This window comes from Pseudomonas sp. LF-5, from assembly GCF_037626295.1.
Lineage (GTDB): Bacteria > Pseudomonadota > Gammaproteobacteria > Pseudomonadales > Pseudomonadaceae > Aquipseudomonas > Aquipseudomonas monsensis.
Window position 1 is genome coordinate 396038 of sequence record NZ_JARKMT010000003.1, and the last position, 21115, is coordinate 417152.

A 21115-nucleotide genomic window follows, 5' to 3' on the forward strand; every position below is an offset into this window, starting at 1 on the left:
AAGGATGGATACGTGAGCGAAACAGCCTTGCCTAAAGATGATGTCCAGCCTGTGATCGAGACTCAGGTTGAAACGCCACCGCCGGCCACCGAGCCGCGCCGAGGCAATGGATTGGCGATCGTCGCCTTGTTGCTCGGCGCCGCCGGCGTCGCGATTGGTGGCTGGGGTGTCTGGCAGGTACGTCACCTGCAGACCAATACGCAACAACAGTCGGGCCAGGTGCAGGCGTTGAACGATCAGGCACAGAGCCTGAAACTCAACGAACAGCGCCTGACCGAACGCCTCGCGCAGTTGCCGGGTGCCGATGAACTGGCTGATCGACAGCGTCTGGTGACTCAACTGCAGGGTGATCAACAGCGCCTCAATCAGCGTCTGGAAACGGTCCTTGGCGCCAGTCGCAAGGATTGGCGCCTGGCTGAGGCCGAGCACTTGCTGCGTCTGGCCAGCCTGCGTCTGTCGGCGTTGCAGGACATCAGCAGCGCACAGGCATTGGTACAGGGCGCCGATGAAATCCTGCGTGAGCAGAACGACCCCGGATCGTTCGCCGCCCGTGAGCAAGTGGCGAAAACCCTCGTCGCCCTGCGCAGCACCGAGCAGCCGGATCGCACCGGATTGTTTCTGCGTATTGGTGCCCTGCGCGATCAGGTCATCAGCCTCACCGAGCTGGCGCCGGAGTACAAGGATCGCGGTGAGTCGCTGCTGGGCCTGACGTCCGATGGTGACGGCGCCAGTCGCTGGGCACAGTGGTGGGATCAGATCTCGCGCTACATCCGCATTGATTTCAACGCCGACAAGAATGTGAAGCCATTGCTGGCCGGTCAGAGCCTGAGCCAGGTCCGCCTGGCCCTGAGCCTGGCGCTGGAGCAGGCGCAGTGGGCCGCGCTCAATGGTCAGGCGCCGGTTTATACCCAGGCGCTGGCCGAGGCGCGTGACGTGCTCAAGGGCAATTTCAACCCGGACAATCCGCAGAGCAAAGTGATGCTCGAACAGGTCGCCGAGCTGAGCAAGGCACCGGTCACGGTCGCCACGCCGGATCTGGCCGGCACGTTGAGTGCGGTTCAGGCTTATCTTGAGCGGCGTAACGTCAACGCCGAAGAGTCGGTGAAACCCTTCGCCAAACCTGCTGCCAGCACTGCGCAGGAGGCCACGCCATGAAACGCCTGTATGTGATCGTGTTTCTGGTGATCGCCGCGACGGCGGCGTTGGGGCTGGCGATTGCCGAGCATTCCGGTTACGTGCTGGTCGCCTACAAGAGCTTCCGCTATGAGTCGAGCCTGTGGGCGACTCTTGCAGTGATCGCAGTGTTGTGGCTGGTGATCTGGGGGATCAAGGCACTGGTTGAACTGGTCATGACCTCCAGCGGCGTGGTCAACCCGTGGTCGCGACGCAACCGCAGCCGTCGCGTGCAAGTGGCGATCGAACATGGTCAGCTGGATCTGGCGGAAGGTCGCTGGGCCAGCGCGCAGCGTCATCTTTACCGCGCCGCCGAAGCTGAACGCCAACCGTTGCTGTACTACCTCGGCGCGGCCCGGGCGGCCAACGAGCAAGGCCATTACGAGGAGTGCGATCGCTTGCTGGAACGGGCGCTCGAACGCCAACCTCAGGCTGAGTTGGCGATTGCCTTGAGCCATGCACAGTTGCAGACCGATCGCGGCGATACCGAGGGCGCCCTGGTGACCCTGCAAGCGATGCACGAACGTCATCCACGCAATGCGCAGACGTTGCGGCAATTGCAGCGTCTGTATCAGCAACGTGGCGAATGGTCGGCGGTGATTCGTCTGTTGCCGGAGCTGCGCAAGGACAAAGTCCTGCCGCCGTCCGAACTGGCTGAGCTGGAACGCCGCGCCTGGGGCGAAAACCTGTCGCTGGCGGCGCACCGTGACGAGGACGGCAGCGTGGGCCGGCAGTCGCTGCAGCGGGCCTGGGAACAGCTCACCTCTGCCCAGCGTCAGGAGCCACCGCTGGTGCTGGCGTACGCCGAGCAGTTGCGTCAGTTGGGGGCTCAGGTCGAGGCTGAAGAGGTCCTGCGCACGGCGCTGAAGCGCAAGTACGACAGCCATCTCGCCCGGCTTTATGGTCTGGTGCGCGGCAGTGATCCTGCGCGCCAGCTGCAAACCGCCGAAGGCTGGCTCAAGGAGCATCCGGGCGACCCGAGCCTGCTGCTGACTCTGGGACGTCTCTGCCTGCAAACCAGTCTGTGGGGCAAGGCCCGGGATTATCTGGAAAGCAGCCTGCGCGTGCAGCGCAATCCGGAAACCTGTGCCGAGCTGGCCCGCCTGCTTGCGCAACTGGGCGATACCGAGCGCAGCAATCAGTTGTTTCAGGAAGGGCTTGGTCTGTTGGATGAGCGCTTGCTGGCCGCGCCGTTGCCGGCTCCGGTGCATGCCTGAAGACACGAGGGAGGCCTCTCCCTCGTTGACCGTTTACGACCGAAATTCAACTTCAGTCAGCGCCCTGGATAAAGTCCTACAGAGGGCTTCATCCTTTCCTCTTGAACCTGTCGGGTTTTCCCTACACCTCTGGTGAACTGTCGTCAGGACCTCGTCTTGAAAGGCTGACACGCTTTCCTCTACCGTTACAGCCTGTCTCCACTGTTACGGAAAAGCCATGTCGTTGGCCTGCTCACGCTCCTTGTTTTTCATGGCTTTCACTGCGGGGGCCTTTGCTCTGGGAGCTTCCTATTATCTTGAATACGCGGTCGGTCTGGCGCCGTGCAGTCTATGTCTGGTGCAGCGGTTGTTTCTTACGCTGCTGTGCGTGTGCTGCGGTCTGGCGGCGGTGCATGGCCCCAGGCGTGTTGGCTTGTGGCTTTACTGGCTGCTGGTGCTGTGCGCGAGTCTGGGCGGCACTACGGCGGCCTGGCGCCAGGTGCTGATACAAAGCGATCCGGTGCTGCAACTGGACAATTGTGCCCCGGCGGCCGAGACGCTGTTCAGTGGATTGTCGTGGATCTGCGCATTGCAACGAATGTTTAACGGCGGCACTGATTGCGCGGAAATTTCCTGGACGCTGTTCGATCTGAGTCTTCCGGAATGGAGTCTGTTGTTCTTTGTCGCGGTGTCGATTCTTGCGGTCTATCAAATGTTACGGCTGGTCTGGGGCGCTCTGCAGCGACCGCTCAGCGGCGAAGCGTCGCACCGGGGGGGGCTGCGGGATTAAACACTTGTATGAACTTTATCTCCTGCGTACCTTGAAGCCATAGGCGTGCGGGCATAATCTGGCCCGCACGTGTCATTGGATTTATGTTGCTCGATGACGCTCTGCCCGGCCGTCCCCCAAGCCAAAACCAAAAGCGGGGCGCGGGTGTAGAGCAGCATGACCCACAAGGGAAGAGAGATTGCCATGCTCGAAAGTTGTCAGAATGCTCAGGAACGTTGGGGTGGAGTTCATCTGCTGATCGACCGCTGGTTGCAGGAGCGTGAGGAGCTGATTGGCGCCTACGACAAACTCGGCGCGCAGCCTGAGTCGTTGTCCGAGAGCCGTAAGCCTTTGCAGGAATTCTGCGGCGTGCTGGTTGATTACGTGTCGGCCGGGCATTTCGAAATCTATGAACAGCTGACGGGCGAAGCCAAGGCGTTCAACGACAAGCGTGGCCTGGAACTCGCCGAGACGATCTACCCGCGTATCGACGTCATCACCGAGAAGCTCCTCGCGTTCAATGATCTGTGCGATGCCGGCAAATGCGTTGCCGAGAAATTCAAGGAGCTTGGTGGCCTGCTCCACGAACGCTTCGAACTTGAAGACTGCCTGATTGAAGTGCTGCATACGGCACACAAGGAAGAGGATCCGGTTCAGGCCTGATCCGAACCCTGATCAAAAAAACGGTGCGCCCCAAGCGCACCGTTTTTTATTGCCTGATCAACTGGTCGCGCCGCGTAATTCCACTTCAAACACCAGTGGTGTAAACGGTGCGATCAAGTCGCCGGCGCCATCAGCGCCATAGGCCTGATCCGATGGAATCACCAGTCGCCATTTCGCCCCTACCGGCATGTTCTGCAACGCGGTGCGCCAACCGGCAATCACGCTGTCGAGGTTGAACCATTGCGGTTGAGTGTTCTGATCGAACACGGTGCCGTCCGGCAGTCGACCGACATACAGCACCTGCACTTTTCCATCGGGGCCGGCCTTGGCGCCAGTGCCCGGCGTCAGCTCGGTGAGCAGGATGCCGTCAGCCAGTTCCTTCACACCCGGTTTGGCTTTTTCAGCGGTGAGGAAACGTTGTTCGTTTTCCATCGCGACGTCGCTGGAGTTCTGTGAGGCGTGCTCGGCGTTTTGCGATTCATGATCGGCAAGGATCTGTTCGATGCGCGCTTCGCTCAGCGCCAGCGGCTTGCCTTGATAAGCCTGCTGCAAGCCTTCGACCAGTGCCTGAATCTGCAATTGCGGGACTTCCTGGCGTAGCCGTTCACCGAGGCTGGCACCCAGGCTGTAAGCCAGATCGTGAGCGTCATTCGCGGTGGTTTTTTCGTCAGCGTGGACTGCGGAAAAAACCAGGCAGAGGGATAAAAAAAAGTAGCGCGACATGGGCACTCTCCGTCCTGAGATGCGGTGGATTATGCCAGCGCAAACGACTGCAACGGTGAACTGCTTTTGCCTTTGCGCAGAACATTTTCGCTTCGGTGCAACGCAACGCAAACGATACTGTCAAGATGCCCTAGCGGCGGTAACTGCAGAGGTCTAGTATGAGCCGCACCCACGTCAGCCAGGAGGTAAACCATGTCGGCCACCAAGAAGCCTGTAAATACTCCGTTGCACTTACTCCAACAACTCTCGGGCAGCCTGCTCGAGCATCTGGAAAACGCTTGCTCCCAAGCCTTGGCTGATGCTGAAAAACTGCTCGCCAAACTGGAAAAGCAACGCGGCAAGGCGCAAGAAAAACTGCACAAATCCCGCACCAAATTGCAGGACGCAGCCACTGCCGGTAAAGCCAAGGCACAGAACAAAGCCAAGGCTGCGGTGAAAGAACTGGAAGACCTGCTCGATGCTTTAAAAGAGCGTCAGTCCGACACTCGCAGCTACATTCTGCAACTCAAGCGCGATGCTCAGGAAAGCCTGAAACTGGCCCAGGGTGTGGGTCGCGTCCAGGAGGCAGTGGGTAAAGTGCTGACGTCCCGTGCAACCAAACCCGCAGCAGCACCGGCGAAGAAAGCCGCAGCCAAACCTGCTGCAGCTAAACCTGCTGCAACCAAGGCGCCAGCGAAAACGGCTGCTGCCAAACCGGCGGCTAAAGTTGCTGCAAAAGCACCCGTGAAAGCGGCTGCCAAACCTGCTGTGAAAAAACCGGCTGCGGCCAGCGCTGCGAAGCCTGCTGCTAAAACCACCGCTGCAAAACCAGCTGCCGCTAAACCGGCTGCTGCCAAACCAGCCGCTGCCAAAGCCGCTCCGGCGAAAACCGCCGCTGCCAAACCGGCTGCCAAAACCGCTGCGGCAAAACCGGCTGCCAAGCCTGCCGCCAAAACTGCAGCCGCCCGTCCTGCTGCCAAAGCCGCCGCGAAACCGGCCGCGAAGCCTGCGGCAAAACCCGCTGTGAAGGCCGCTGCCAAACCAGCAGCCAAACCAGCAGCCAAGCCAACTGCTGCAGCCAAACCGGCAGCGACCGCCGCCAAGCCTGCTGCGGCTAAACCTGCTGCCAAGCCGGCCGCAAAACCAGCCGCAAAACCAGCCGCGAAAAAACCAGCTGCTGCCAAACCAGCTGCCGCCAAACCGGCCACGGCTCCAGCGGCCAAGCCTGCCGCACCGGCAACCTCGCCAGCGACCGCTGCGCCGGCCGCTACGGCCTCGACCACCACGACTGCGCCAACGCCGGCCGCTGCGTCGAGCGTCACCAGCAACCCAACCAGCGCTTCCTAAGCGCGGGTGACCGCGTCGCGCAGCACTTGCAGCGCGTCGCGGTTCGGGCTGGCGCCCATCAGGCTTTCCAGCCACTCATTCGACGCTGATAGCGCCTGCGGCCAGTTCTGAGCCACCTGCTCCAACTGCCACAACAGATGCCGTTCGGCCTCCAGTTCCAGCGCCTTCATCTGTTCGCGCAACCCCTTGAGCACCGGATCTTCCGCCGCCAGGGTTTTCCATTGCATGCGTAATGCCCGCAGCGGTTGCACCACCTCGATATCCCAGGGACCCACCAGCATTTGCAGTTGCTGCACGCGTTGTTCGTTGCAGGCAATTGCGCGTTGTTCCAGCCACAAACCGCACAGCAGCAGGCAGACATTGGCCCCCGTCGATTGCAATTGCAGGCAAGCGTCTTCCACACCCGGGCGGGCGTAGGTGGCAAGGGAAAAGCTCCACAGGTCAGAGGACATCGTGCTACTCGCGCCAGTTGTGAGCGAAGCTGGTAGACTCCGCCGCCATTATGATCCGACTTCAGAACCTGACTTTACAGCGTGGCCCGCAACGTCTGCTAGAAGACGCCGAGCTGACCCTGCACGCCGGCCACAAAGCCGGCCTCATCGGTGCCAACGGCGCCGGCAAATCCAGCCTGTTCGCCTTGTTGCGCGGCGAGTTGCACCCGGACTCGGGCGATTGCCTGCTGCCGGCCGACTGGCGGATCGCGCACATGCGCCAGGAGGTCGACACTCTCGAGCGTCTGGCGGTCGACTATGTGCTCGATGGCGACCTGCGTCTACGCGAAGTGCAGCGTGACCTTGCCGTGGCCGAAGAGGCCCACGACGGCGCCGCTCTGGCGCGTCTGCACGCCGAACTCGACAGCGCCGACGGTTATACCGCTGACGCACGCGCTCGCAAGTTGCTGGCCGGGCTCGGCTTCACCAACGAGCAGATGGATCGCCAGGTCGGCGATTTCTCCGGTGGCTGGCGGATGCGTCTGAACCTGGCGCAGGCGCTGATGTGCCCGTCGGACCTGTTACTGCTCGACGAACCGACCAACCACCTGGACCTCGACGCGATCATCTGGCTCGAAGAGTGGCTGAAAAGCTACCCGGGCACCTTGTTGCTGATTTCCCACGACCGCGACTTCCTCGACGAAGTGGTCGATCACGTGGCTCACGTCGATCAACGCAAACTGACCTTGTACCGTGGCGGCTACACCGCGTTCGAACGTGCGCGTGCCGAGCGTCTGGCCCAGCAGCAACAGGCCTACGAGAAGCAGCAGGCGCAACGTGCGCACATGGAAAGCTACATCGCCCGCTTCAAGGCCCAGGCCACCAAGGCCCGCCAGGCGCAGAGCCGGATCAAGGCACTGGAGCGCATGGAAGAACTGTCGGCGGCCCACGTCGATTCGCCGTTCGATTTCGTCTTCCGCGAGTCGACCAAGATCTCCAGCCCGCTGATCGACCTGTCCGATGCGCGTCTGGGTTATGGCGACAAAACCATCCTCGAGAAGGTCAAGCTGCAACTGACCCCGGGGGCGCGGATCGGCCTGCTCGGGCCGAACGGCGCGGGTAAATCGACCCTGATCAAGAACCTTGCCGGTGAGCTCGAGCCGCTGGCCGGGCGCCTGACCCGTGGCGAAAACACCGTGGTCGGCTACTTTGCCCAGCATCAGCTCGACTCGCTCGACGCCAAGGCCAGCCCGCTGCTGCACCTGCAGCGTCTGGCGCCGACCGAGCGCGAGCAGACCCTGCGCGACTTCCTCGGCGGTTTCGACTTCCGTGGCGCGCGCATCGACGAACCCGTACTGAATTTCTCCGGTGGTGAAAAGGCGCGTCTGGCCCTGGCGTTGATCGCCTGGGAGCGACCGAACCTGTTGCTGCTCGACGAACCGACCAACCACCTGGACCTGGAAATGCGCCTGGCGCTGACCATGGCGCTGCAGGAGTTCAGCGGCGCGGTGCTGGTGGTGTCTCACGATCGCCACTTGCTCAAGAGCACTACCGACAATTTCTACCTGGTCGCTGACGGCAAGGTCGAAGAGTTCGATGGTGATCTCGAAGATTATGCCCGCTGGCTGGTGGAATACCGTCAGCGCAACGCGCCGGTCAGCAACACCCCGGTCAACCCGGACAAGACCGACAAGAAGGCCCAGCGTCAGGCTGCTGCTGCGTTGCGTCAGCAACTGGCACCGCACAAGCGTGAAGCCGACAAGCTCGAAGCCGAGCTGGGCAAACTTCACGAGAAACTCGCCAAGGTCGACGCCAGCCTCGGCGACAGCGACATCTACGAGCCGGCGCGCAAGAACGAATTGCGTGATCTGCTGGCCGAACAAGCCAAGCTGAAAGTGCGCGAAGCCGAGCTGGAAGAGGCCTGGATGGAAGCGCTCGAGACGCTGGAAAGCATGCAGGCGGAGCTGGAGGCGCTGTCCTGATGGAAGCGTTCAAGCTGCCGCTGCCGGCGGAGTGGGTCGAGCCGGTCTGGTTTGGCGTGCAGATTCTGCTGATCCTGCTGGCCGGTTATCTGGCCCAGCGCTTCGTCGCCAAAGGCCTGACCCGACTGGGTGAGCGCTATCCGTTCCCGCCGCAGTTGCTGATGCCGCTGCGTGGCGCGCTGCGCTGGTTGATCATGGGCAGCGCGCTGATCTTCGTGCTGGAACGCCTCGGGGTGTCGGCCACCGTGTTGTGGACGGCCCTGTCGGGTTTCGTCGCGGTGGCGGCGGTGGCGTTCTTCGCGATGTGGAGTGTGCTGTCGAACCTGCTGTGCGCGATCCTGATCTTCACCGTCGGGCCGTTTCGCCTGGGCGATGTGGTCGAGCTGGTCGATACCACTGACAAGCCTGGCGTCAAAGGCCGGGTGGTGGCGATCAATCTGCTTTACACCACGTTGATCGAGGCTGAAGAACTGGGCACCGGTAGTGCGATGGTGCAGGTGCCGAACAGCCTGTTCTTCCAGCGTTCGGTGCGGCGCTGGCGCGGCAGCGATGTGTTTCCTTCCAGCGGTTTCGAAAAATAGATTCCCCGGACATCTGATCTGACGTCTTTGCGGGCAAGCCCGCTCCCACCGTAAAAATCGGTAGTCATCCGCCCCAAACCGCATTAGCTTTGACGTTTGTCACGAGCATGAGTCGAGGTGTGCGATGGAGCTACAAACATGGCTGGCGTTTTTCGCCGCCTGCTGGGTGATCAGCCTTTCCCCGGGTGCGGGCGCCATTGCGTCGATGTCCAGCGGTTTGCAATACGGTTTCTGGCGCGGCTACTGGAACGCCCTCGGCCTGCAAATCGGCCTGGCTGTGCAGATTGCGATTGTCGGCGCCGGTGTCGGTGCGATCCTCACTGCTTCGGCCACCGCGTTCCATGCGATCAAATGGTTCGGTGTGGCGTATCTGGTTTATCTGGCTATCAAGCAATGGCGTGCGCTGCCCATGGACATGAGCGATGACGCGGCGGTACGGCCGATCGGCCGGCCGCTGGCGTTGGTGTTCCGCGGCTTTCTGGTGAACATCAGCAACCCCAAGGCCCTGGTGTTCATGCTGGCGGTGCTGCCGCAGTTCATCAATCCCCATGCGCCGTTGCTGATTCAGTATGTGGTGATTGGTGTGACGATGATCTTCGTCGACCTGATTGTCATGGCGGGCTACACCGGGCTGGCGTCGAAGGTGCTGCGCCTGTTGCGTACACCGCAGCAGCAGAAGCGCATGAACCGCACGTTTGCCGGGCTGTTCATCGGTGCAGCGGCGTTTATGGCAACGTTGCGCAAAGCGGCGGCGTAAACCTTCCAGGCAGAAAAAAGGCGACCTCGTGAGGTCGCCTTTTTCATTTCTACCGAGACATCGGGGCAAGCGAGCTTTTGTGGCGAGGGGATTTATCCCCGTTGGACTGCGCAGCAGTCCCCATCTTCTTGAATCAAGAGCGAGGGCCGCTTCGCGACCCAACGGGGATAAATCCCCTCGCCACAGAGCTCCTCGCCACAAAGGCCTCAGAACCGGCTCAGTGCAAAATCACCGGCGCGGTATCACGCGGCAGATTGTTGCGCTGTGGTGCTTCGCGCGGCTGCTCGTAGCCGCCACCACCGAGCTGCATGCTCAGTTGCCCGGCCACGTCTTCCCCCAGCGCTTTCGACACCTCACGCACCACCCGAGGGCGGTTCAGCGAGATCTTGATGTCGCGGCCGTTCACCAGTTTGGTGTCCTGCGCTTCACCCATCGCCGTGAAGGCCGAGGTGATCTCGTAGGTCTTGGTGTTGATCAGGCTGAAATCCGCCACCAGCGTCAGGCCCAGCACCGCCGAATAGCTGTCGGTGTGCGCCAGCTCGTTCATGTCCTGGGTGAAGTCGATGTCCGACACGGTGCCGAACAGCACATAGTCGGCACCCTTGAAGTTGCCGGCCTTGATGCGCTTGATCACGTCGTAGATGTCACCCTTGGACGACGCGGTGTACGGCGTGCCCTGCACCAGCTGGAACATGCCGGTGCGCAGGATTTCACCCTTGATGTCGCCGGTGAATTTACGCAGTTCACCCTGTTCGATGTAGCTGGTGGTCGCTTCCAGCTCGTTGTAGTTCGAAGAACCACTGGAGCTGTAATAACCCTCGCGGTAATTGCTCTGCGCTGAAACGATGTGGATGTATTGCTCCACGCGCTCCTGATACGCCAGATCCGTCACCGCGACTTTCGGGGCCGCTTGCACGCTGAACGCGCAAGCCAGGGCCATCATGCCAATCCATGTGCGCATTGATTAACGCTCCGTGGTTTTGCGGATCTCTTTTTCGTCCATCCACTCGGCCAGACCGCTTTCGACGTCGATCAGTTGCAGGCTGAATTTGTAGAAAACGTCCTTGTAGTCGCTGCTGCGCTTGACGATCGAGCTGATCGAGCCTTCGATGCGGTACTTGGCGGCAACCATGTTGCCAGTCTTGGCCACGGTGCTTTTCTTGTACAGGCCGCTCTGGTTTTGCAGCTTGAGCTGGTCAACCTGGCTCTGCATGGCGTTGTTGTCGCTGGCGAAACGGGCCACGCCGGTTTTCATCAACTGGGTCTTGATGCTGGTGGTGATCTCACGCGTGTCGATGTACTCGCTGGTCTTGTTCTTCACGTCGTAGACCTGAACCACCGGGCGACCCTGCAGGATGCCGGACTGGGCCAGGGAACGGGTCATCGACTCGGCAATCATTTGCAGGTCGGTCGAACCGAATTCGTTGGTCACGGTTTCAACCGCCTTGGTGTCGCCGTAGCTGATGTTCTTGCTGCCCAGGGTCGGCGAAGTGTTGGCGCAACCGGAGGCCAGCAGGGCGAGGACGGCGATGCAGGAAAAGCGTGCAAACATGGGAATGCTCTCTCAAACAGAAATAGGGTGGCGGACTTAAGGCGTCTTGAGTTCCAGACGGAAATCCACGGCTTTCGGCGTCGGTGCGATGCCCTGGATGAAGCTGGTCTGGGCGCCGTACATCATCTGGCTTTTCCAGACTTCTTCCTCGGCGATCGGGAAGCCTTCCGCGCCAAGCCAGGCGAAGCGGTAGTAGAACGTCTTGTTGCTGTTGAGCGTGTTGCTCAACTGCACATTGACCGTCATGAAGCCGTTTTCGCGGGCGACGCGCATGGCGCCGACGACGATGTGTTTCTGCGGCCCCATGGCCACGACTTTGCTCGCGGCGCTGCCCGGCTCTGGCGGTGGCGGGGTGGCGCAGCCGCTCGCCAGGACGGCGAGGGCGGCAACGGCGATGAGTTTGAAGCGCATGCAAAGACTCCGTTCTTAAGGTTGTTTGAGGCTGGCGACGTTGGTCGCGCCGGCGCTCGGGATCACGTGGGCGGCGATGCCACCGGCGAATACTTGATTGCCCACGGCGCGCAGGCTGATCACCTGATAACGCTGGTCGACGGTGACCTTGACTACCGAACCGCCCACGGCGCTCGGCAGGCTGACTTGGTGCTCGCCTTTCTTCAAGCGCAGACGCACCACCTGGGTGTTGTCCGGCAGGGTGCGCCACGTACGGGTATCGGCACCTTCCAGCACAGCTGAAGAGATACCCACGGCCAGACCCGCGAGCGGGTTGGTTTCGTTGATCTTCTTCTGCGCCACACCTTTGGTGATTGCGCGCACGGTGGTGCGCACGATGATCCCCGGCATGTCATCGCGCAGGGCGCGGCGGGACATGGCGGTGGTGCTGTTGAGGGCGGTCAGGTTGACTTGCTGGCCATCGACGCCGATCTGCGCGAACGGCGCAGTGGAGGTGTCAGGCTTGATGATCGGGAACGACAGCGGAGTGATCACCACGTTGTTGGAAATCGGCAATGGCAGCGGTACGCGGATCGAGTCGCGCGACGGCGCCAGGCCGCTTTGCACCACGATCAGGATGTCGCTGTCGTCAGACTTGGACGGCTTGTCGAGGTTGACCAGTGCCTGTTCCAGCAACGGTGTGTTCGGCCGCAGTTCGGCCGCTTTGCGATAGCCCGGTGCAGCCAGATCCTTTTCACCCAGGGCTTCGTAGACGAAACCGGCCAGGTAATGGCTGAACGCACTCTGGTAGCTGTTTTTCAGGCTGACCACTTCCGGCGCATCGAGGCTGGCGACCGGGTAACCCTGCAGATCCTTGTACTGGGTCTTGATCCCTTCTTTCTCGGCCTCTTCTTCGCTTTTCAGGTATTCCTTGTCGCGCAGGTCGGCGATCACCGCTTCACGTTCGTGGGTCTTCTTGATCGCGGTGCGGGCGCCGTCGAAGTCATTGACCGCCAGCAGGTTGAGGGCCATCTGCGTGGTCAGCATGACTTTTTCGTAGTCGTAGCCCTCGTAGCGACGCACCTTGTCGTTGACGATGAAGCTGCCGAACTGGGCCAGGTATTTGGCGCTGTCGAGCTTGACCGCATCTTCCCACTGCCCGACCACCTGATCGGCGCTGGTCCAGGCGTTCTGGCTGCCGGACAGGTCGCCTTTGGCGCGCAGCAATTCACCTTTCTCGAAGTAATAGAGCAGGTCCTTGTCGGGGCCGGTGTTGTTCTTTTCCAGCAGGGTCAGGGCGGCATCGACGTTGCCGCTGGCCAGTTGCTGGTTGGTCTGGGCCAGTTCCGAGTCGTAGTTGCGAAACGCTGAACAGCCGGATAGCAGGGTGACGGCGCTGAGCGCGATCAGAGTGGGGGCGCGGAATGCCATGGGGGTACTTCTTCCCTGGAGTAAATGCAGCCGCGAATGCTGGTCGGGCTGAGGTGACCCATCGACAGTGGCGCTGGCCTCCTGCCAATTCCTCATAACAAGAGGAGCTTTAATGCCTCATCGCAATAACGAAGGCGCGGCATTATAGGCGGGCGGTGCTGGCTATGTAATAGCTTTTTAATCGCACTTGTTAGTTTGGTGCCATCATTCTAAGCATTATCAATCGTCCTGCGTTCATGGCGTTTCAGGCAGGACCAGTGCGGAACCCACGAAATAGTTTTTGCCCATGAATACCCGCAGATTGAACACTTGATGGTTCTGGTCGACGCGTACCGTGAACCCGTCTTCTGCGCGAAAATACGGAAAGCGCACGCGGTGCAGGCCTTTTTTCAGGCGCAGACGGGCGACCAGGGTTTTATCCGGCAGTGTGCGCCAGGTTCGTGTGTCAGCTTCCTCGAAAGGATCGTGATCGGTCACCACCAGTGAAGCCTTGGCCGGATCGCGTTCGTTCTTTTGCGCCTGGCTGATGGCGGCCATGTTGGCGCGGAACATGGCGCGGGAAATGATCGCCGGCATGTCATCGCGCAAGGTGCGCATGGCCATGTCCGTGACGCTGTTGATCATCGTCAGCGGGTATTGTTTACCATCGACGAGCACGCTTGGAACCGGAGGTGTGAGCGTGTCGGGCACCATCACCGGGAACGAAATCGGGGCGACAATCGTCAGGTTTTCGTTCAGGCGCACCGGGATCGGCACTTGCACCGAACTGCGTGCCGGGGCGAAACCGGCCTGCACGACGATCAGAATTTCGCTTTCATCGGCTGCCGGCCCGGGTTTGTCCAGATTGCGCAGAGCGTTTTCGAGAAACCGCAGGCCCGGGCGCAATTCGATCGCCTGTCGATAGCCGGGTGCCGCGAGCGTACGCTCGCCCAAGGCTTCATAGGTGAAGCCGGCCAGATAATGACTGAACGCACTCTGGTAGCCATTCTTCAGCGCGATGACTTGCGGAGCGTCGAGGATGGTCACCGGATAGCCTTGCAAGTCTTTGTAATGCAGCGTGATCCCTTGGCTTTTGGCTTGCTCTTCAGCTTCTTCGTATTGCCTTTCGCGCTGGCGGGCGATCAGGGTTTCGCGCTCGTGGGTTTTCTTGATGTCGGCCCGGGCACCGTCGAAATCGTTTTCCGCCAGTTGGTTGAGCGCCATCTCGGTGGTCAGCATGACTTTTTCGTAGTCGTAGCCCTCGTAGCGCAGCAGCTTGTCGTTGACCAGCATCGTGCCCATTTCGTTGCCGAAGCGGGTCAGCAGTTTGATTGGGGCTGAGGGGGTGGTCTCTTCACGCTGGAAAATCATCCGGTCGGCACTGCGCCAGGCTTCCTGGCTTTTTGGCAGGTTGGTGCCGGCGCTGAGAATCGCGCCGCGTTCCAGGTAATACAGCAGATCCTTGTCTTCCCAAGGATTGTGCAGCTCCATCAGGTAGAGCGCTTCGTTCAGATTGCCCTGCGTCATCTGGTCGATAGTCTGCTGCATTTCCTGATCGTAATTGCGATAAGCGGCGCAACCGCTCAGTTGCACGATGAGGCTGAGCAGCAGGCAGAACGGCAGACAATGGCGCATGGAGACGGGTTCTTCCTTGAACGGCAAAAGCACGGGGATGACGCATTATAGGGGCGCTTTGCTGCTGCCGGGTGGGTAAGCATTACGCTAGGCTTGCGCGCTCAGCGATCAACAAGTCGGGGACTCTCGATGAATCAACTGCAAGCCATGCGCGCCTTTTGTTGCATTGTCGAGTGTCGCGGATTCAGCGCCGCTGCCGAGCGACTCGACACCACCCACTCGACCATCTCCCGGCAGTTGCAGCAACTGGAAAGCGAACTCGGCACGCGCCTGATCAACCGCAATACCCGCCGTTTCAGCCTGACCACGGCGGGGCAGCAGTATTACGCGGCGTGCGTGGACATTCTCGAACGTCTTGATCAGGCTGCGCTGGCAGCGGGGCAGGCTCACGAAAGCCCCAGCGGTGTGCTGCGCATCAGCGCGCCGATGGTCATCGGTACGCTGGAGCTGGCGCACTGGCTGCCGGCGTTTCAACAGCGCTATCCCGAGATCGAGGTGGACCTGTCCTGCGATGACCGCTTCGTCGACCTGATCGCCGAGGGCTTCGACGTGGCGTTGCGTATCTGCGGGCTATTGGCCGACTCGTCATTGGTGGCGCGCCTGCTGACCGTTTCGGACATGTTGCTGGTGGCGTCACCGGGCTACGTCGCCCGTCATGGCCTGGTCCGTCAGGTGCGCGAGCTGACCGGACATCAGTTACTGGCGTTTGCCGGCGGCAGCGACTGGCTGCTGACCGATGCGCGTGGGGGCACCAGCAGCGTGCGCGCGCAAGGCCGGTTCAAGGCCGACTCGATCAGCTCGTTGCACGCTGCGGCGCTGGCCGGTGTCGGGATTGCCGCGTTCACCCGAGCTACGGTGCAGGATGATCTGCTGGCGGGGCGGCTGGTGCAGATCCTGCCCAATTGCAGCCTCGGTCAGCGCCACTATTACGCGCTCTATCCCCATGCCCGACACGTGGCGCTCAAGGTACGGGTGTTTGTCGAATTCATGCTCGAACACTACCGAAACGCGTCGATGCCATTGCGCTGAACCGGTTCTCCGTCGACAAAGCTTGAGTGAAAGGCGTTCGAAGTGAACAATATGTAACTTCGCATTTCCATTTGAGAATTCTTCATGACTGCCGCGTCCCGTTTCCTGGCCTGGCTGGCGTTTCCGTTGCTTGCCTTGAGCAGCTTCAATCTGCTCGCCGATACCGTGGAAGGCGCCCCGCAGGCGCTGCACTTGCTCGATTACATCAGTGCGGACTACCCGCCGACGGTGGCGGCGGGCAAGGTTGTCGACGACGGCGAATACCGCGAGCAACTGGAATTCACCCAGGTGCTGCAAGGCCTGATCGCCGGCATGCCGGTCAAGCCGGAGAAGGCGGCGCTGGAGCAAGGCGTCGCGGCTCTGCACGCCGCTATCAGCGCCAAACAGGACGGCGCCGAAGTCGCCCGTCAGGCCCGGCAGCTGGGGGCACAACTGGCGGTGGCGTATGAAGTCAGCCAGGCACCGATCATCACGCCGGATCCCATCCGCGGCGCGCCGCTCTACGCGCAAAACTGCTCGGTTTGCCACGGTGAAACCGGGGCCGGCGACGGCCCGGCAGGTCTCGGCATGTCGCCGGCACCGGCCAACCTGCGCGATGCCGCACGGATGGATCACCTGAGCCTGTACGCGATCTACAGCACCCTCGGTCAGGGCGTCGAAGGCACCGACATGCCGGCCTTCGCCGATCAACTGGATGACCGTCAGCGCTGGGACCTGGCGACCTACATCGCCGGCTTCAGTGCCGACCCGGCAGCGGCCAAATCCGACAAGACCTACAACATCGCCGATCTGGCCCGCCAGACCCCGGCCGAAGTACAGGCCGCCGAAGGTGCGCAAACCGCCGCAACCTTCCGCGCCCAGCGCGCGCAGCCGCCGCAGGTCAAGCGTGGCCCGGCGCAGTTGCTCGACTACACCGCTGCGACTCTGGACAAGAGTCTCGCAGCGTATCGTGCCGGCGACCACGATCAGGCGTATGACCTGTCGGTGGCGGCCTATCTGGAAGGTTTCGAGTTGGTCGAAAGCTCGCTGGATAACGTCGACGCCACTGTGCGCAAAGACACCGAAAAATCCCTGATGGCGTATCGGCAGTCGTTGCAGGACGGTTTGCCGGTCGAGCAGGCCGAACAGCGTCTGGATGCCGCCAAGGCCAGGCTCAAGGAGTCCGCCGGGTTACTCGGCAGCGATGGCTTGAGCTGGTCGCTGAGCTTCATTTCCGGCCTCCTGATTCTGCTGCGCGAAGGCCTGGAAGCGATTCTGGTACTGGCGGCGATCCTCGCGTTCCTGCGTAACACCGGCCAGCAGTCGGCGGTGCGCAGCGTCAACATCGGTTGGGGCCTGGCGCTGTTGGCCGGTCTCGGCACCTGGGCGCTGGCCGCGTACGTGATTGATGTCAGCGGCTCGCAGCGTGAGTTGCTCGAGGGCGCGACGGCACTGTTCGCCAGTGTCATGGTGTTGTGGCTCGGCGTGTGGATGCATGACCGGCGCCACGCCGCAGCCTGGCAGGATTACATCAAGCAGAGTCTGGTGGGCGGCGGGCGTTTCGGCTTCGCCATCCTCGCGTTCTTCTCGGTGTACCGCGAATTGTTCGAAGTGATCCTGTTCTACGAAACCCTGTGGTTGCAGGCAGGCCCCGCCGGGCATGACGCAGTGCTGGCCGGTGGTGCCACCGCGCTGGTGCTGCTGGTCGGTCTGGCCTGGGTGATCCTGCGCGGCTCGGCGAAACTGCCGCTGACGCTGTTCTTCAGCATTAACGCCGGTCTGCTCTGTGCGTTGTCGGTGGTGTTCGCCGGGCATGGCGTGAAGGCGTTGCAGGAAGCCGGGATCTTCGGCACGCGGCCGGTGGCGTTCTTCGACTTCGACTGGCTGGGCATTCATGCCGATGCCTATTCGCTGACGGCGCAGGCGCTGGCAATTCTGGCGATTGTCGTGCTGTATGGGCGGAGCCGGATGGCGGAGAAGAAGCGGATGACTGCTTAAGAGCATTCGCTGCGCTCATATTCGCGGGCAAGCCCGCTCCCACAGGTTAGCGTTAACCTTGTGGGAGCGGGCTTGCCCGCGATGCTTTTAAAAGAGGAAAAAAACATGCGTGTATGGATTGATGCCGACGCCTGCCCTCGGGCCGCCAAGGATCTGGTGGTGAAGTTCGCCCTCAAGCGCCAGTTCGAAGTGGTGCTGGTGGCCGGGCAACCGCAAACCAAACCGGGGCTGGCGATCGTCAAATTGATCGTGGTGCCGAGTGGCCCGGATGCGGCGGACGATTATCTGGTCGAGCACGCGGTGCCCGGTGAACTGGTGATCTGCAGCGATATTCCGCTGGCCGATCGTCTGGTGAAGAAGGGAGTGGCGGCGCTGGACCCGCGGGGCAAGGAGTTCGATGCGCAGAACATGGGCGAGCGGCTGGCGGTGCGCAACCTGTTCACCGACCTGCGCGAGCAGGGCCAGATCAGCGGCGGCCCGGCGCCATTCGGCGAGCGCGAGAAGCAGGCGTTTGCCAATGCGCTGGACCGTATCCTCACGCGCCTTGCACGCCAGTCCTGAACCAGGCAAGGATCCCCTGTAGGCGTGAGCCTGCCCCCGATAGCGGTAGAACATTCAACAAAATTGTTGCCTGTACCGCCGCCATCGCGAGCAGGCTCACTCCGGCATCAGAACGCGTCAGGCATCATTTTCGTGGGTCAGTTCGAGGACGCGGTCGACCAGTTTATTGATCCCCGCAGCCGCTTCACTGATGTTCTGGGCCAGCATGTACGCCGGAGTCGTCACCAGCTTGCGCGCCTTGTCTTCGATGATTTCCGTCACCGCGCAGTCTTCGTGGGTGGCGCCCATCTTGTTCATCGCGGTCGCCGTGTCGGCGTCGTTGCCGATCGTGCAGGTCACGCCCGGGCCGTAGATCTTCGCCGCCAGCGCTGGCGAGATGCACATCAGGCCAACCGGTTTGCCCGCCTCGGCAAACGCCTCGGCCAGTTCCAGCACTTGCGGCTGGACGCTGCAGCCGGCGCCTTCGACGGCGAAGTTCGAGAGGTTTTTCGCCGCGCCGAAACCGCCAGGCACGATCAGCGCGTCGAAGTCATCGACGTCGGCTTCACGGATGTCCTTGATGTTGCCCCGGGCGATCCGTGCCGACTCCACCAGGACGTTGCGCGTTTCGGGCATTTCTTCACCGGTCAGGTGATTGATCACATGCAATTGCGCGATGTTCGGGGCGAAGCACTGCACTTGCGCGCCGCGTTGATCCAGGCGTAGCAGGGTGATGACGCTTTCATGGATCTCGGCGCCGTCGTATACGCCACTGCCGGACAGGATCACTGCAACTTTTTTGCTCATGGGGTTCTCTCCAGATTCATGGCGCTCAATGTCCACTAATTTGCCGTGCGTTGCCATAGGCTCAAGTGCGGCGGCACCTGCATGGAACGCTTACTACATGGATCGCAACAACGCCGGGGTGTTCATTATTCGGGATGGTCTGTTGCGTAGGGAGCGGCTGATTCTGGGCGTGAGAACGCCGCTGGCGAACGGCAATCCATTAAAGCAGGTGGGATGAGTGACATTCCCGACTCAAAGAGTCGTTCAGTCCGGATGTAGCCTGTTCAGTGGTGTCGGGCTGTATGCCTGTCGCCAGTGAGTCACTCGGTTGGCGGCTTGGGTTCGGCAGCGTTGGCCTGCTCGGCCTGATGCAACTGCGCAGCTTTTGCGGCTTGCTCGTCGGCATAAACCTGCCTGGCCAGCCGCGCATTCTTGAAGCGGCGGCGCAGCCAGAGGCCGACGCCCAGCAGCAAGAGCGCACCCAGCACCCACAGTTCATATTTCTTGATGCTGCCGAGCATGCCTTCCAGCACCGCGCCGAAGTGGTAAGCCGCCGCAGCCAGCGCGGTGGCCCAGATCGCCGCGCCAATGCCGTTGAGCAGCAGATAACGTCCCGGCGGATAACCCGACAGACCGATCGCCACCGGCATTACCGTGCGCAAGCCATACACGAAGCGGAAGCTCAGGACCCAGATGTCCGGGTGCTTGCGAATGTGCTCCAGCGCGCGGTCGCCCATCATCTGCCAGCGCGGTTTGCGCGCGAGCAATTTGCGCCCGTGCTTGCGCCCCAGGAAGTACCACAGCTGATCGCCGGCATAGCTGCCGAAGAACGCCACGACGACCACCAGGTTGATGTCCATGTATCCACGGAACGCGAGGAAGCCCGCGAGCACCAGGATGGTTTCGCCTTCGAAGAACGTGCCGAGGAACAAGGCAAAGTAGCCGAAGTCATGCAGAAATTGTTGGAGCATTGTCTGGGTGCTGGCGAAATGAACGCGCAGCCTAACCCTTCGTACACATTCAGGAAAGTGTCCAAATGTGTCTCGACGTGAACAATTCCTACACTGACAATGGAATGCGGCTACATGTCACGGGGCACGCACAACTGTAATCTGTTCGTCATAATGGCCGTCTATAACTGTCACGCTCGCCCGTTTGCGCGGGCTCAGGAGTCTGCCGTGAGCTTTACCCCTGCCAACCGTTTGTTCCCAGCCACCCGCCTGCGCCGCAATCGCCGTGATGATTTTTCGCGTCGGCTGGTGCGGGAAAATGTGCTGACGGTCGATGACCTGATCCTGCCGGTGTTCGTGCTCGACGGTGAAAACCGCCGCGAAGCCGTGGCCTCGATGCCGGGTGTGGAACGGTTGACCATCGACCTGCTGCTCGAAGAAGCGGCGAAATGGGTCGAACTGGGGATTCCGGCGCTGGCCCTGTTCCCGGTCACGCCTGCAGCACTCAAATCCCTCGACGCCGCTGAAGCCTGGAACCCTCAAGGCATCGCCCAGCGCGCCACCCGCGCCCTGCGTGAGCGCTTCCCGGAGCTGGGCGTGATCACCGACGTCGCGCTCGACCCGTTCACCACCCACGGTCAGGACGGCATCCTCGACGAAGACGGCTATGTGCAGAACGACATCACCGTCGACGCACTGGTCCGTCAGGCCCTGTCCCATGCCGAAGCCGGTGCCCAGGTGGTTGCGCCGTCGGACATGATGGACGGTCGCATTCAGGCGATCCGCGAAGCGCTGGAAGTCGCCGGCCATGTCAACGTGCGGATCATGGCCTACTCGGCCAAGTACGCCAGCGCCTATTACGGCCCGTTCCGCGATGCAGTCGGTTCGGCCTCGAACCTCGGCAAGGCGAACAAGGCTTCTTATCAGATGGACCCGGCCAACAGCGACGAAGCGCTGCACGAAGTCGGCGCCGACTTGTCTGAAGGCGCGGACATGGTCATGGTCAAACCGGGCATGCCGTACCTGGACATTCTTTTCCGGGTAAAAGATGCCTTCAAAGTGCCGACCTTCGTCTATCAGGTCAGCGGCGAATACGCCATGCACATGGCGGCGATCGAGAATGGCTGGTTGAGCGAGGCGGTGATTCTCGAATCACTGACCGCCTTTAAACGTGCCGGCGCTGATGGCATCCTGACTTACTTTGCTGTCCGCGCCGCTCAATTGTTACGAGAGCAGAAATAGCCC

General features: G+C 61.3%; 21 protein-coding genes. 12 read left to right on the forward strand and 9 right to left on the reverse strand.

Annotated features, from left to right (window positions below):
• Positions 1-12 precede the first annotated feature (12 nt).
• From PseuLF5_RS13835 to rsd, 4 genes are all read left to right on the forward strand, one after another.
• Entirely contained in the window at positions 13-1155 is a 1143-nt protein-coding gene (locus tag PseuLF5_RS13835) for a uroporphyrinogen-III C-methyltransferase (protein ID WP_123469772.1), read from the forward strand.
• On the forward strand, positions 1152-2390 hold the full coding sequence (locus PseuLF5_RS13840; protein ID WP_128616327.1) for a heme biosynthesis protein HemY: 1239 nt from the start codon (positions 1152-1154) through the stop codon (positions 2388-2390). Before PseuLF5_RS13835 ends, PseuLF5_RS13840 begins: the two co-directional genes overlap by 4 nt.
• 217 nt (positions 2391-2607) lie before the next feature.
• Positions 2608-3159, forward strand: a complete 552-nt coding sequence (locus PseuLF5_RS13845; RefSeq protein ID WP_123469768.1) for a disulfide bond formation protein B — start codon at positions 2608-2610, stop codon at positions 3157-3159.
• A gap of 183 nt (positions 3160-3342) precedes the next feature.
• On the forward strand, positions 3343-3801 hold the full coding sequence (gene rsd, locus PseuLF5_RS13850; RefSeq protein ID WP_123469766.1) for a sigma D regulator: 459 nt from the start codon (positions 3343-3345) through the stop codon (positions 3799-3801).
• 57 nt (positions 3802-3858) lie between these two features.
• Here the strand turns inward: rsd and PseuLF5_RS13855 are convergent, their stop codons facing one another.
• The gene (locus tag PseuLF5_RS13855) at positions 3859-4524 is read right to left on the reverse strand and encodes an FKBP-type peptidyl-prolyl cis-trans isomerase (RefSeq protein WP_123469764.1); all 666 of its coding nucleotides are present in this window, start codon (positions 4522-4524) and stop codon (positions 3859-3861) included.
• A 192-nt stretch (positions 4525-4716) separates the two neighbouring features.
• Here PseuLF5_RS13855 and PseuLF5_RS13860 point away from each other — a divergent pair, with 192 nt between their 5' ends.
• Positions 4717-5850, forward strand: coding sequence for an AlgP family protein (locus PseuLF5_RS13860; protein WP_340133780.1), 1134 nt, complete (start codon positions 4717-4719; stop codon positions 5848-5850).
• On the opposite strand, the gene PseuLF5_RS13865 is transcribed toward PseuLF5_RS13860, so the two are convergent.
• Positions 5847-6302, reverse strand: a complete 456-nt coding sequence (locus PseuLF5_RS13865; RefSeq protein WP_128616328.1) for a TIGR02444 family protein — start codon at positions 6300-6302, stop codon at positions 5847-5849. The genes PseuLF5_RS13860 and PseuLF5_RS13865 overlap by 4 nt on opposite strands.
• A 50-nt stretch (positions 6303-6352) precedes the next feature.
• On the opposite strand from PseuLF5_RS13865, the gene PseuLF5_RS13870 reads away from it, so the two are divergent.
• From PseuLF5_RS13870 to PseuLF5_RS13880, 3 genes are all read left to right on the forward strand, one after another.
• Positions 6353-8263 (forward strand): ATP-binding cassette domain-containing protein, encoded by a 1911-nt coding sequence (locus PseuLF5_RS13870; protein ID WP_340133781.1) that lies wholly within the window; start codon positions 6353-6355, stop codon positions 8261-8263.
• Positions 8263-8844 (forward strand): mechanosensitive ion channel family protein, encoded by a 582-nt coding sequence (locus PseuLF5_RS13875; protein ID WP_123469756.1) that lies wholly within the window; start codon positions 8263-8265, stop codon positions 8842-8844. Before PseuLF5_RS13870 ends, PseuLF5_RS13875 begins: the two co-directional genes overlap by 1 nt.
• A 124-nt stretch (positions 8845-8968) precedes the next feature.
• Complete coding sequence (locus PseuLF5_RS13880; protein ID WP_123469754.1) at positions 8969-9601, forward strand: LysE family transporter; 633 nt, start codon at positions 8969-8971, stop codon at positions 9599-9601.
• A 217-nt stretch (positions 9602-9818) separates the two neighbouring features.
• Here PseuLF5_RS13880 and PseuLF5_RS13885 read toward each other — a convergent pair whose 3' ends face one another.
• The 5 genes from PseuLF5_RS13885 to PseuLF5_RS13905 form a co-directional block, all read right to left on the reverse strand.
• A complete protein-coding gene (locus tag PseuLF5_RS13885; protein ID WP_123469752.1) occupies positions 9819-10562 on the reverse strand; it encodes a penicillin-binding protein activator LpoB in 744 nt (247 codons plus the stop codon).
• A gap of 3 nt (positions 10563-10565) precedes the next feature.
• A complete protein-coding gene (gene lpoB, locus PseuLF5_RS13890; protein WP_123469750.1) occupies positions 10566-11153 on the reverse strand; it encodes a penicillin-binding protein activator LpoB in 588 nt (195 codons plus the stop codon).
• Between the two features lie 36 nt (positions 11154-11189).
• Positions 11190-11564 (reverse strand): YcfL family protein, encoded by a 375-nt coding sequence (locus PseuLF5_RS13895; RefSeq protein WP_267796432.1) that lies wholly within the window; start codon positions 11562-11564, stop codon positions 11190-11192.
• A 15-nt stretch (positions 11565-11579) separates the two neighbouring features.
• The gene (locus tag PseuLF5_RS13900) at positions 11580-12974 is read right to left on the reverse strand and encodes a COG3014 family protein (RefSeq protein ID WP_340133783.1); all 1395 of its coding nucleotides are present in this window, start codon (positions 12972-12974) and stop codon (positions 11580-11582) included.
• 234 nt (positions 12975-13208) lie between these two features.
• Positions 13209-14588, reverse strand: coding sequence for a COG3014 family protein (locus PseuLF5_RS13905; RefSeq protein ID WP_123469744.1), 1380 nt, complete (start codon positions 14586-14588; stop codon positions 13209-13211).
• A gap of 129 nt (positions 14589-14717) precedes the next feature.
• Here PseuLF5_RS13905 and PseuLF5_RS13910 point away from each other — a divergent pair, with 129 nt between their 5' ends.
• The 3 genes from PseuLF5_RS13910 to PseuLF5_RS13920 all read left to right on the forward strand — a co-directional run bounded on the left by PseuLF5_RS13910 (position 14718) and on the right by PseuLF5_RS13920 (position 18155).
• Positions 14718-15617: a LysR family transcriptional regulator gene (locus PseuLF5_RS13910; protein WP_340133785.1), complete on the forward strand. Its 900-nt coding sequence runs from the start codon at positions 14718-14720 to the stop codon at positions 15615-15617.
• An 84-nt stretch (positions 15618-15701) separates the two neighbouring features.
• Positions 15702-17594: an FTR1 family protein gene (locus PseuLF5_RS13915; protein ID WP_340133786.1), complete on the forward strand. Its 1893-nt coding sequence runs from the start codon at positions 15702-15704 to the stop codon at positions 17592-17594.
• Between the two features lie 105 nt (positions 17595-17699).
• Positions 17700-18155, forward strand: a complete 456-nt coding sequence (locus tag PseuLF5_RS13920) for a YaiI/YqxD family protein (RefSeq protein WP_027610467.1) — start codon at positions 17700-17702, stop codon at positions 18153-18155.
• 117 nt (positions 18156-18272) lie between these two features.
• On the opposite strand, the gene elbB is transcribed toward PseuLF5_RS13920, so the two are convergent.
• Both elbB and PseuLF5_RS13930 read right to left on the reverse strand, forming a co-directional pair.
• Complete coding sequence (gene elbB, locus PseuLF5_RS13925) at positions 18273-18941, reverse strand: isoprenoid biosynthesis glyoxalase ElbB (RefSeq protein ID WP_123469739.1); 669 nt, start codon at positions 18939-18941, stop codon at positions 18273-18275.
• Between the two features lie 299 nt (positions 18942-19240).
• On the reverse strand, positions 19241-19891 hold the full coding sequence (locus PseuLF5_RS13930; protein ID WP_123469737.1) for a DedA family protein: 651 nt from the start codon (positions 19889-19891) through the stop codon (positions 19241-19243).
• Between the two features lie 207 nt (positions 19892-20098).
• On the opposite strand from PseuLF5_RS13930, the gene hemB reads away from it, so the two are divergent.
• Positions 20099-21112, forward strand: a complete 1014-nt coding sequence (gene hemB, locus PseuLF5_RS13935; RefSeq protein ID WP_128613824.1) for a porphobilinogen synthase — start codon at positions 20099-20101, stop codon at positions 21110-21112.
• Positions 21113-21115: the final 3 nt, after the last annotated feature.

Coding starts and splice junctions, on each gene's coding strand:
- elbB (WP_123469739.1), bottom strand. CDS start 18,941: ATGAGCAAAAAAGTTGCAGTGATCCTGTCCGGCAGTGGCGTATACGAC.
- PseuLF5_RS13875 (WP_123469756.1), top strand. CDS start 8,263: ATGGAAGCGTTCAAGCTGCCGCTGCCGGCGGAGTGGGTCGAGCCGGTC.
- PseuLF5_RS13920 (WP_027610467.1), top strand. CDS start 17,700: ATGCGTGTATGGATTGATGCCGACGCCTGCCCTCGGGCCGCCAAGGAT.
- PseuLF5_RS13855 (WP_123469764.1), bottom strand. CDS start 4,524: ATGTCGCGCTACTTTTTTTTATCCCTCTGCCTGGTTTTTTCCGCAGTC.
- rsd (WP_123469766.1), top strand. CDS start 3,343: ATGCTCGAAAGTTGTCAGAATGCTCAGGAACGTTGGGGTGGAGTTCAT.
- lpoB (WP_123469750.1), bottom strand. CDS start 11,153: ATGTTTGCACGCTTTTCCTGCATCGCCGTCCTCGCCCTGCTGGCCTCC.
- PseuLF5_RS13910 (WP_340133785.1), top strand. CDS start 14,718: ATGAATCAACTGCAAGCCATGCGCGCCTTTTGTTGCATTGTCGAGTGT.
- PseuLF5_RS13900 (WP_340133783.1), bottom strand. CDS start 12,974: ATGGCATTCCGCGCCCCCACTCTGATCGCGCTCAGCGCCGTCACCCTG.
- PseuLF5_RS13870 (WP_340133781.1), top strand. CDS start 6,353: ATGATCCGACTTCAGAACCTGACTTTACAGCGTGGCCCGCAACGTCTG.
- PseuLF5_RS13860 (WP_340133780.1), top strand. CDS start 4,717: ATGTCGGCCACCAAGAAGCCTGTAAATACTCCGTTGCACTTACTCCAA.
- PseuLF5_RS13915 (WP_340133786.1), top strand. CDS start 15,702: ATGACTGCCGCGTCCCGTTTCCTGGCCTGGCTGGCGTTTCCGTTGCTT.
- PseuLF5_RS13885 (WP_123469752.1), bottom strand. CDS start 10,562: ATGCGCACATGGATTGGCATGATGGCCCTGGCTTGCGCGTTCAGCGTG.
- PseuLF5_RS13840 (WP_128616327.1), top strand. CDS start 1,152: ATGAAACGCCTGTATGTGATCGTGTTTCTGGTGATCGCCGCGACGGCG.
- PseuLF5_RS13895 (WP_267796432.1), bottom strand. CDS start 11,564: ATGCGCTTCAAACTCATCGCCGTTGCCGCCCTCGCCGTCCTGGCGAGC.
- PseuLF5_RS13930 (WP_123469737.1), bottom strand. CDS start 19,891: ATGCTCCAACAATTTCTGCATGACTTCGGCTACTTTGCCTTGTTCCTC.
- PseuLF5_RS13845 (WP_123469768.1), top strand. CDS start 2,608: ATGTCGTTGGCCTGCTCACGCTCCTTGTTTTTCATGGCTTTCACTGCG.
- PseuLF5_RS13865 (WP_128616328.1), bottom strand. CDS start 6,302: ATGTCCTCTGACCTGTGGAGCTTTTCCCTTGCCACCTACGCCCGCCCG.
- PseuLF5_RS13905 (WP_123469744.1), bottom strand. CDS start 14,588: ATGCGCCATTGTCTGCCGTTCTGCCTGCTGCTCAGCCTCATCGTGCAA.
- PseuLF5_RS13880 (WP_123469754.1), top strand. CDS start 8,969: ATGGAGCTACAAACATGGCTGGCGTTTTTCGCCGCCTGCTGGGTGATC.